Origin of the sequence: Pseudoalteromonas undina, from assembly GCF_000238275.3 — a bacterium.
GTDB lineage: Bacteria > Pseudomonadota > Gammaproteobacteria > Enterobacterales > Alteromonadaceae > Pseudoalteromonas > Pseudoalteromonas undina.
Genome location: NZ_AHCF03000003.1, coordinates 2,478,088 through 2,487,699 on the forward strand (window position 1 = coordinate 2,478,088; position 9,612 = coordinate 2,487,699).

Annotated in this window: 9 protein-coding genes; all 9 read right to left on the reverse strand. The window is 39.2% G+C overall.

The window, feature by feature from the left end; genetic code table 11:
- Window positions 1–6 precede the first annotated feature (6 nt).
- The 9 genes from PUND_RS15050 to rpmH all read right to left on the reverse strand — a co-directional run bounded on the left by PUND_RS15050 (window position 7) and on the right by rpmH (window position 9,266).
- Complete coding sequence (locus PUND_RS15050) at window positions 7–792, reverse strand: ParA family protein (RefSeq protein ID WP_008112117.1); 786 nt, start codon at window positions 790–792, stop codon at window positions 7–9.
- A gap of 14 nt (window positions 793–806) precedes the next feature.
- Window positions 807–1,427, reverse strand: a complete 621-nt coding sequence (gene rsmG, locus PUND_RS15055; protein ID WP_008112113.1) for a 16S rRNA (guanine(527)-N(7))-methyltransferase RsmG — start codon at window positions 1,425–1,427, stop codon at window positions 807–809.
- A 15-nt stretch (window positions 1,428–1,442) separates the two neighbouring features.
- A complete protein-coding gene (mnmG, locus tag PUND_RS15060; protein ID WP_008112111.1) occupies window positions 1,443–3,332 on the reverse strand; it encodes a tRNA uridine-5-carboxymethylaminomethyl(34) synthesis enzyme MnmG in 1,890 nt (629 codons plus the stop codon).
- Window positions 3,333–3,760: 428 nt separating this feature from the next.
- Window positions 3,761–4,210 carry an FMN-binding protein MioC gene (gene mioC, locus PUND_RS15065; RefSeq protein WP_008112109.1) on the reverse strand — a complete coding sequence of 150 codons (450 nt, stop codon included), beginning with the start codon at window positions 4,208–4,210 and terminating at the stop codon, window positions 3,761–3,763.
- 944 nt (window positions 4,211–5,154) lie between these two features.
- A complete protein-coding gene (gene mnmE, locus PUND_RS15070) occupies window positions 5,155–6,519 on the reverse strand; it encodes a tRNA uridine-5-carboxymethylaminomethyl(34) synthesis GTPase MnmE (protein ID WP_010392700.1) in 1,365 nt (454 codons plus the stop codon).
- A gap of 131 nt (window positions 6,520–6,650) precedes the next feature.
- Window positions 6,651–8,288, reverse strand: a complete 1,638-nt coding sequence (gene yidC / locus PUND_RS15075) for a membrane protein insertase YidC (RefSeq protein WP_010392703.1) — start codon at window positions 8,286–8,288, stop codon at window positions 6,651–6,653.
- 8 nt (window positions 8,289–8,296) lie between these two features.
- Window positions 8,297–8,572 carry a membrane protein insertion efficiency factor YidD gene (gene yidD, locus PUND_RS15080; protein ID WP_008112973.1) on the reverse strand — a complete coding sequence of 92 codons (276 nt, stop codon included), beginning with the start codon at window positions 8,570–8,572 and terminating at the stop codon, window positions 8,297–8,299.
- 126 nt (window positions 8,573–8,698) lie between these two features.
- Window positions 8,699–9,124, reverse strand: coding sequence for a ribonuclease P protein component (rnpA, locus tag PUND_RS15085; protein ID WP_008467046.1), 426 nt, complete (start codon window positions 9,122–9,124; stop codon window positions 8,699–8,701).
- Window positions 9,125–9,131: 7 nt separating this feature from the next.
- The gene (gene rpmH, locus PUND_RS15090; RefSeq protein WP_008112968.1) at window positions 9,132–9,266 is read right to left on the reverse strand and encodes a 50S ribosomal protein L34; all 135 of its coding nucleotides are present in this window, start codon (window positions 9,264–9,266) and stop codon (window positions 9,132–9,134) included.
- Between the last annotated feature and the right edge of the window lie 346 nt (window positions 9,267–9,612).

The following is a 9,612-nucleotide window of genomic DNA, read 5'->3' on the forward strand; positions in this document are numbered from 1 at the left end:
TCAAAGTTAGGCGACAACGGGAGTTGTTTTTTCTTTTCTGCGTAGCATTTCACCAGCGAGAGCTAAATAAGCTTTCGCGCCACTTGATGCTCGATCGTAGTACATTGCTGGGGCACCAAAACTTGGGGCTTCTGCAAGTCGAACATTGCGTGGGATCACCGTACGGTATACTTTATCGCCAAAATGTTGTTTTAATTGTTCTGATACATCATTTGCTAGTCGATTACGCGGATCGTACATAGTACGAAGTATGCCTTCAATCTGTAAGTTAGGGTTAACTAACTTAGCAAGTTGCGTAATCGTGTCCATTAATGCTGTTAATCCTTCCAGTGCATAATATTCACATTGCATAGGTACTAAAATAGAATCGGCAGCGGCCATGGCATTAACGGTTAACATATTTAAAGAAGGCGGGCAGTCTATAAAAATAAACTCATACTGATCTTGTATTTTTTCAAGCGCGTTACGCAAACGTACTTCTCGCGCAAATAATTCCATCAGCTTAACTTCTGCAGCGGTCACATCACCGTTTGCAGCAATCATATGATATTCGCCTGAGGTTTCTTTAATAATCACTTCATCAATAGGCTTATCTTCTATGAGCAAGTCATAGATAGTAGGGACGTCACCATATTTGTCGACGCCACTGCCCATGGTCGCATTGCCTTGCGGATCGAGATCTATTAACAGCACTTTACGCTTCGTTGCAGCCATAGATGCAGCGAGATTAACGGCAGTGGTAGTTTTACCTACTCCACCTTTTTGATTTGCTAATGCGATGACTTTTGCCACAGTGTCTCTGATCCCTAGTCTTTAGAAAGAATTATTAAATGTCGTTGTGCATCTAAATCCGGTACTTCTAATGCAATTTTTTGCTCAAACTTAACACCTGTAGGGAGTGAGTCTAATTCCTCACTTGGAAATACCCCTTTAAGTGCAATGAACTTACCTGAATGATCAATTAAGTGCGAGCACCAGTCAATCATATCTTGTAACGATGCAAATGCACGACTTAGTACGCCATCTAATTTAACACTTGGTTGATATTCTTCAACTCTTGACTGCACCGGGGTGACATTATCAAGACCAAGTTCATGTTTAACATGCATTAAAAAACGTACACGTTTACCTAAACTATCTAATAATACAAACTGCGTTTCAGGTAAGGCAATAGCTAACACTATGCCCGGTAAACCAGGACCTGTGCCAACATCAATATAATGATGACCGGTCAAGTGAGGAGCAACAACTAAGCTATCCATTATATGTTTAACCATCATTTCTTGAGGCAAACGTACCGAGGTTAAGTTATAGGCTTTATTCCACTTATCGAGTAATTCAACATAGCGGACAAGTTGTTGCTGTTGTTTTTGTGTTAGCGCAATATCAGTTTGCGCTAACAAAGTTGTTAATTGTTGCTGTAACACAATGTACCTTTACCGTTACGCAGTTTTGCGTAACAAGCCTTGCTTCTTCAGATACACTAATAATAGCGAAATCGCCGCTGGGGTGATACCAGAAATACGCGAAGCTTGGCCGATAGTGTCTGGACGAGCATCAATTAGCTTAGCAACTACTTCGTTTGATAAACCAGAGACGGTTTTATAATCAAACTCTTTTGGTAAGATTGTTTCTTCATGACGAAGCTGCTTATTGATCTCATCTTGTTGACGCGCAATGTAACCTGCGTACTTCGTATGAATTTCAACCTGTTCTAGAGCGGCCTGATTAGTGAACTCAGATCCGAGTCCTTCAATCGCCATCAAGTCGTTATAACGCACTTCTGGACGACGCAGTAATTCTTCTAAGCTGGCTTCACGCACAAGTGGCGTTTTTAGTAATTCGTTTACTTTATTAACCATGGCATGATCTTTATGGATCCAGGTATCTTTAATACGCTGTTTCTCTTTAGCGATCACTTCCATTTTTTCGTTGAATGCTTGCCAACGTTCATCGTTAACTAAACCTAGTTCACGACCTTTTTCAGTTAAACGAATATCAGCGTTGTCTTCACGAAGTAGCAAACGGTATTCAGCGCGGCTAGTAAACATACGGTACGGTTCTTTTGTACCCAGTGTTGCTAAGTCGTCAATCAGTACGCCAACATAGGCTTCATCACGACGTGGTGTCCACGACTCTTTACCTTGTACTTGTAATGCTGCATTCATACCTGCGATCAGACCTTGCGCACCCGCTTCTTCGTAACCGGTAGTACCATTAATTTGACCAGCAAAAAATAAGCCATCAATAAACTTTGTTTCTAATGATTGTTTTAAATCGCGTGGATCAAAAAAGTCATATTCAATAGCATAGCCAGGACGACAAATGTGTGCGTTCTCAAAGCCGGTGATCGATTGCACAATTTCTAACTGCACATCGAACGGTAAGCTAGTTGAAATACCGTTAGGGTATAACTCGTATGACGTTAAACCTTCAGGCTCTACAAATATCTGGTGTTTATCTTTATCTGCAAAACGTACAATTTTATCTTCAATAGACGGACAGTAACGTGGGCCTATTCCTTCGATAACACCTGAGTACATAGGTGAGCGATGTAGGTTTTTGCGAATAACATCATGTGTTTTTTCATTGGTGTAAGTGATGTAACACGGAATTTGTTGTGGGTGGTCGCTTTGTTTACCCATAAATGAGAATACCGGTGTTGGTGCATCACCTGGTTGTTCTTGCATTTTACTAAAATCAACAGTCCGGGCATCAATACGCGGTGGCGTGCCGGTTTTTAAGCGATCTACTCTAAATGGTAATTCACGTAAGCGATCAGCTAAGGCAATTGAAGGCGGATCGCCAGCTCGGCCACCTTTGAAATTTTCAAGGCCGATATGAATTTGACCGCCTAAGAATGTACCTACGGTTAGTACCACACTAGGTGCACTAAAACGTAAACCCATTTGCGTCACTACACCAGTTACACGATCATTTTCAACGATTAGATCATCACATGATTGCTGAAAAATCTTTAAGTTTTCTTGGTTTTGAAGTGTGTTTTGAATAGCCGCTTTGTACAAGGCACGATCTGCTTGTGCACGAGTCGCTCGTACAGCAGGGCCTTTAGAAGAATTAAGCGTGCGGAATTGGATCCCGCCTTTGTCGATAGCTTGAGCCATTGCGCCACCTAGGGCATCAATTTCTTTAACCAAATGGCCTTTGCCAATGCCACCAATTGCTGGGTTACAAGACATTTGACCAAGGGTATCCATATTGTGAGTCAGCAGCAGGGTATTCATCCCCATACGGGCAGCTGCCAATGCGGCTTCAGTGCCTGCATGTCCACCACCTACTACGATAACGTCAAAATTTTCGTGAAAAATCATTAATGGGATCCTACTTAAATCAAACCAGTAAACTTCAAAAGGGAGCGTATTCTACCTAGAAATTAGCAGAAGATAAATGATTAAACAGTGCTCAAGATCTAAGTAAGTGATCTCTAATAATATAAAGGATCTTTTAAAGAGATCTTTTAATACTATTACTACTACTGATCGGTTTTTCTGTTGATAAGCTTTAGATCATGATTAAAAACATATAATTAGATCGGATCTAAAGGTGTTAGTATGATCGGATCTTCAGGCAAATAAGCTCTGATCAAAACAGGCTGTTATACACAGGCCGATCAAGTCTCGATCTTATCCCATGGATAAGCATGGCTAAAAAAGCAGTTTAATCAGTGTTTATCCACAAAACTTATTAAATTATTAGCAAATTGTGGGTAACTTTATTTATAACTTTTCGCTTGATCTTTCTATTTTAAACCTGTCTGTGCTATCCATGAGTCTAACCAAGCTAAGGCCGTATCTTCGGGCAGTGCTTCATCAAGAATATTAAGCTCTAAACGTTGTGCTACTTTTACAGCGCCTTTTTGGCTTAAAAGAGTATCTACATTACGCCCTGCAAGGTTATAAGTGTCGTAACTAGTATCGCCAAGTGCAATAACCGAATACTTTAAATGCGAAAGATCATCCACTTGAGATACTTGTTCGATAAAACCAATCAGGTTGTCAGGGTAATCACCCGCACCGTAGGTTGATGTACAAACCAACCAAATAGTATTTTGTTGATCTATTTCATTAAATTCAGGTTGATCATGTAGTTGGCTATTAATCCCTTGGTTGTTAAGTGCATCATTTAACTGCTCTGCAACGTATTCGGCGGATCCCATTTGACTACCAACGATAATATTTACTGAACTCATGAATATGGCTGATCACTATTAGTTTTAATTGCTGCCTATGATAGCTCAGTGAGTATAACAGTAAAGTTAAGAGTGTTATTTTGTATAACTATTTTTGTGGTAATTTAAGCCTTGGTATTAATTGCTTTCTTAACTTACTGATTATTAATGATTTAACAAAATATCTTTAAATGTAATCTTCTGATCAAGTTGTTGATAAGGTTGGGGAAAGCTCTGCTTAACTAAAAACAAATATTATTAATAGTTTGCTAAGTTATTGATTTTATATTGAGTGTTAACCACCAGCTAGTACAAATTTATAGATAAAGACGTGTTGATCTTAGTGTGGATACAAAGCATGTTGATAACTTAAAATTGGGATCGAAAATAATTTTAAAAAATGATCTATTTATGCAGATCAGACTAGAAATCCATTTTTATTTTCTAAAAATCGCTATTTAGCTTATTTAAACACAGCATATTTTTACTTTTTATCGCTTTTAACTCATTTTCAAGGCAATAAAACCCCAATTGTGGATAACTGATCTGCAAAAAAATAATTTTCATCAATTTAAACTAAGAAAATAACTATGTTTTGCTGGTGGAGTGGGTGATCAAGCTTACTTTTTAGGTACGTTTTATTTTTATGGTTTGATAATTACCTATGCCCAAGCTTGGAAAGCTAATGTAATAGGTTCTCTTTTAGGGCGAAATAAGCTTAATTTTTTACTATTAATGTAGGTAGTTTATCTGTTGTTTGGTGTGATTATAGGTTTAGCTCATCTGCCTTAAACACATTTTTAAACATGAATGGAGGCTAATATTGGTGCAATTTAGCTGTATCTTTTAGCCTGTTTGGTTTTTAAAGTGAGTTATTAAAATACATTTTGGCGAGTCGATATTGAAAATAGTAGGACATTAAAAAGGGCACCTAAGTGCCCTTAATGATTAAATTATTAGTTAAACTATTTACCGATACAGAACGAGCTGAAAATTTTGCCAAGCAAATCATCAGAAGTAAATTCACCAGTTATTTCGTTAAGATACTGCTGTGTTAAACGCAGTTCTTCAGCGAGGATTTCACCGGCCACGTGCATCTCTAATTGTGTTTTACCGGTATCTAAGTGATAGGCTGCGTGTTCCAGTGCATCTAAGTGACGACGGCGTGCCATAAACCCGCCCTCTGTGGCACCATCAAAACCAATGCAGGCTTTTAAGTGCTCACGCACTAGTTCTATACCGTCAGCATTTTTAGCGCTTAAACTGATGACCGGATATTGTTGCTCTTGATCCATACCAACCGTATCACCCGATAAATCGGCTTTATTCCTGATCACGGTTACGCCCATACCTTGGGGTAATTTAGCCATAAATTCAGGCCAAATAGCATGTGGATCGGTATCAGTTGTATCGGTACCATCAAGCATAAATAATACCCGATCGGCTTGGTTTATTTCATCCCAGGCACGTTCAATACCTATTTGCTCAACTTTATCTGGGCTTTCTCGTAAGCCTGCGGTATCGATTATATGCAGTGGCATGCCATCTATATGTATATGCTCACGTAATACGTCACGAGTGGTGCCAGCTATTTCAGTTACGATGGCCGCTTCTCGCCCTGCTAATGCATTAAGTAAGCTTGATTTACCTGCATTAGGGCGACCAGCAATTACGACGCGCATACCTTCGCGCATTATGCTGCCTTGTTTGGCTTGATTGGTTACGGCATTAAGCTGCTCAATAATGGCATTTAAATCACCGCCTACTTTTCCATCGGATAAAAAATCGATTTCTTCATCAGGAAAATCAATAGCGGCTTCTACGTACATCCGCAAGTGAATGACTTTTTCAACTAAGGTTTCTATGTGCTTAGAGAATTGGCCTTGAAGTGACTGTAGGGCGCTTTTAGCCGCTTGCTCACTGGTTGCATTAATTAAGTCGGCGATTGCTTCTGCTTGAGTTAAATCAAGCTTGTCGTTCATAAACGCACGCTCAGAGAATTCACCAGGCTTTGCTAAACGTACCCCATCTATTTTACTAATTTCTTTAAGTAGCATATCAAGCACAACAGGGCCGCCATGGCCTTGAAGTTCGAGTACGTCTTCACCGGTAAATGAGTGTGGGCCGGCAAAGTAAATCGCAATACCTTGGTCAAGTTGCTGACCTGCAAGGGTGTTAAATGGCACATAGTCGGCATAACGAACTTTAGGGACTTTGCCAATTATTTTTTCAGCAACCTGTTTGGCTAGGTTTCCTGAAACGCGAATAATACCAACACCGCCTCGGCCTGGGGCAGTGGCTTGTGCTGCAATTGTATCGTGATTGATCATGCGGTTTATTTGCCAACTTAAATAACGTAATGGCGGTATTGTAACCTATCAAATAGGCACTCGCGAATGCTGTTATAAAAAATTGGCAATAAAAAAGGCGACCTAAGTCGCCTTTATATAAGTAGGGAGGATTAATCGCCCCTTACTTTAATACCTTTCTTTTCCATGCCACGGTAGATGATTAACATCTGGACAATAGAGATAAGGTTAGACACTAACCAGTAAAGTACTAAACCAGATGGGAACCATAAGAAGAACACAGAGAAGATAACCGGCATAAAGGTCATCATTTTTTGCTGCATTGGATCGGTAACCGTCATAGGTTGTAGTTTTTGCGTTATAAACATACTCGCACCAAATAAGATTGGTAATACGTAGTATGGGTCTTTCGCAGAAAGGTCAGTTAGCCAAAGTACAAATTCAGCGTGACGAAGTTCTGTAGACTCTAAGAATACATAGAACAAGGCTAAGAAGATTGGCATTTGCAGTAAAATAGGGAAACAGCCACCCATAGGGTTTACTTTTTCTTTACGGTACATTTCCATCGTCGCTTGGCCGAATTTTTGACGATCATCGCCATACTTTTCTTTTAGCGCCTTCATCTTAGGCTGTAATGCACGCATTTTAGCCATTGAGGTGTACTGTGCTTTAGTCAGTGGGTACATTAATGATTTAACAATAATAGTGATGGCAATAATTGCTACACCCCAGTTACCTAAAATACTGTGTAACCATTTTAATAGCACAAATAAAGGTTGAGAAATAAACCATAACCAACCGTAATCAACGGTTAAGTCTAAGTCAGTGTGAATCGCTTCAAGTTTATCTGACTCTTTAGGGCCCATGTAATAAGTCGCAGTAAGTACTTGCTCACTACCAGCTTGAACATTTACCGCTTCGTCTTTAACACCAATAATAGCCGCGTTACTTTTAGTGATTAAACTATAAAGTGTATTTGCTTGATCTTGCATTGGTACCCAAGCACTTACAAAGTAATGCTGTATAAAGGCAACATAACCACCTTGGGTGTTTATGTTTAGGTTTTTATCGGCCATATCTGAAAAACTATACTTTTCGTATGGTTCTTCATCAGTACCGTATGCAGCCCCTAAATAGTTTTGATCAACCATGCTGCCTTTTTCTTGTACGGTACGCTTTATTTGTGTGTAAAGCTGAACTTGTACTGGCGAGCTAGTGGTGTTGTTAACTTTATATTCTAAGCCAACATCATATTGACCCTTTTTGAATACATAGGTTTTAGTGAAACTTACACCGTTACTATCAGTAAACTGAAGAGGAACACGAAGTTCATCACCCGTTAAAGTATAAGAAGTTTGTTCTGATTGGTAAGTAGGACGACCATTTGCTGATGCATCTGGGCCATTTAAACCAATTAAACCACTTTGTGAAAAGTATTGTTTACCATCAAACTCACCAAGTAGCATGTAAGGAACATCACTGCCTTTGGTTTCTTTATAATCAATTAAGTCTGTTTCAACAATGTCACCACCTTTGGTGTCAATTTTTACCTTAAACACGTCTGTTGTAATATTTATAACAGCGCGTTTAGCTAAAGTTGTTGAAGCAGGTAAACCTGAGTCTGATGAAGCTGGAACATAATCATCTGATTCTGGTGAATTTGCTTTTAGTGTTTGTGTAGTGGCACTAGGATCGGCTTTTGGTGTGTTGTAGTCATTATTCCACTCTTGAAATAATAAAAACGACACTAGCATTAGGCCGATGAATAAAAACGTGCGTTGCGATTCCATAACAGCTCTTATTTCTCGTGTTGGTGGTTAATACGGGTTAATTTTTCAGGAACGGGGTCGTCTCCGCCTGAATGTAAAGGATGGCATTTTAATATGCGTTTAACAGCTAACCAACACCCTTTTACCGATCCATGCAAATTAATTGCTTGAATAGCGTAACTAGAGCACGTTGGATTAAAACGACAATGCGGACCTAATAGCGGGCTAATCCACTTTTGATAACCGCGGATAAATAAAACTAAACAACGTGTTGGTAAAGCAGCAAGTGGTTTAAGTAACCTCATGTTGTACATGCCCCTACGTTATGTTTAGTGAATAGATACCATGTATTTAAAGACTCACTATGAGATTTTAAACGCATGATTAAAAGGTGAGCTAAAGATACCTTAATTAACCCTGTAATTCTATTGCTATTGGGTTTGTTTAGTCGATTTAGCTGATTTGTTTGGGCGTTTTTTAAATGGTGGCGGTTTAGGGGCACCAGGTTTGCAGCGTTCATTAATCTTACGCCACAGCTTTGTAAGTTGTTTGGTTAATTCTTCATTAGACTGTTCATCAATGCCACTTTTAACCATCAACACAATATCAATATTATCGAGCGTGTGTTGGTTTAAACGAAAACTTTCGCGAGCAAGACGTTTAATACGGTTTCGTTGACATGCCTTTTTTACACGTTTTTTAGCAACAGTAAGGCCTAACCTAGGTTTAGACTGGTCACTTGGTTTTGCTAATAAGGTAAAGAAAGGAGTTGCAGCCCGAGCGGGTTCGTTAAATATGCGAGAGTAATGCGAGGGAGTTAACAGACGTAACTCCCTGCCAAAGCTAAAGTCTTCCACTTATAAATTAAGCAGAAAGAACTTTGCGGCCTTTAGCACGGCGACGAGCTAATACTTTACGGCCATTTACAGTTGCCATACGAGCACGGAAACCGTGTGTACGTTTGCGTTTTAAAACGCTAGGTTGAAAAGTTCTTTTCATAACAATCTCATCCGATCGGTTAAAGTTAAAACATCCTATGCAGGTCGCGATCCTGGCACAGGTGCCATTGCGAGCGCGAGATATTATAGATGAAGTGACGAAAAGTCAATCATAATAGAGTGCGTAAAGCATGTTTATTTATGATCAATTTTCATGATCCGATAGGATCATCATAAATAAGAAGTTTTCCACAGCCCCTGTATAAAAAGTGAATAAAAGCATGGGAAAAGTAAATTGGATCGTAAATTGTGGTCGCGATCTGCTGCCAGTTTTGTTATGATCTCTAATCAAGCTTTAAAATAAAAAGCTATTTAAATCAGTCTGTTATTATATTTATACATCGATA

What these genes read in the sequence shown, in the direction of transcription:
- mnmG (WP_008112111.1), bottom strand. Translation starts at nt 3,332, where the DNA reads ATGATTTTTCACGAAAATTTTGACGTTATCGTAGTAGGTGGTGGACAT.
- mnmE (WP_010392700.1), bottom strand. Translation starts at nt 6,519, where the DNA reads ATGATCAATCACGATACAATTGCAGCACAAGCCACTGCCCCAGGCCGA.
- rpmH (WP_008112968.1), bottom strand. Translation starts at nt 9,266, where the DNA reads ATGAAAAGAACTTTTCAACCTAGCGTTTTAAAACGCAAACGTACACAC.
- mioC (WP_008112109.1), bottom strand. Translation starts at nt 4,210, where the DNA reads ATGAGTTCAGTAAATATTATCGTTGGTAGTCAAATGGGATCCGCCGAA.
- yidD (WP_008112973.1), bottom strand. Translation starts at nt 8,572, where the DNA reads ATGAGGTTACTTAAACCACTTGCTGCTTTACCAACACGTTGTTTAGTT.
- yidC (WP_010392703.1), bottom strand. Translation starts at nt 8,288, where the DNA reads ATGGAATCGCAACGCACGTTTTTATTCATCGGCCTAATGCTAGTGTCG.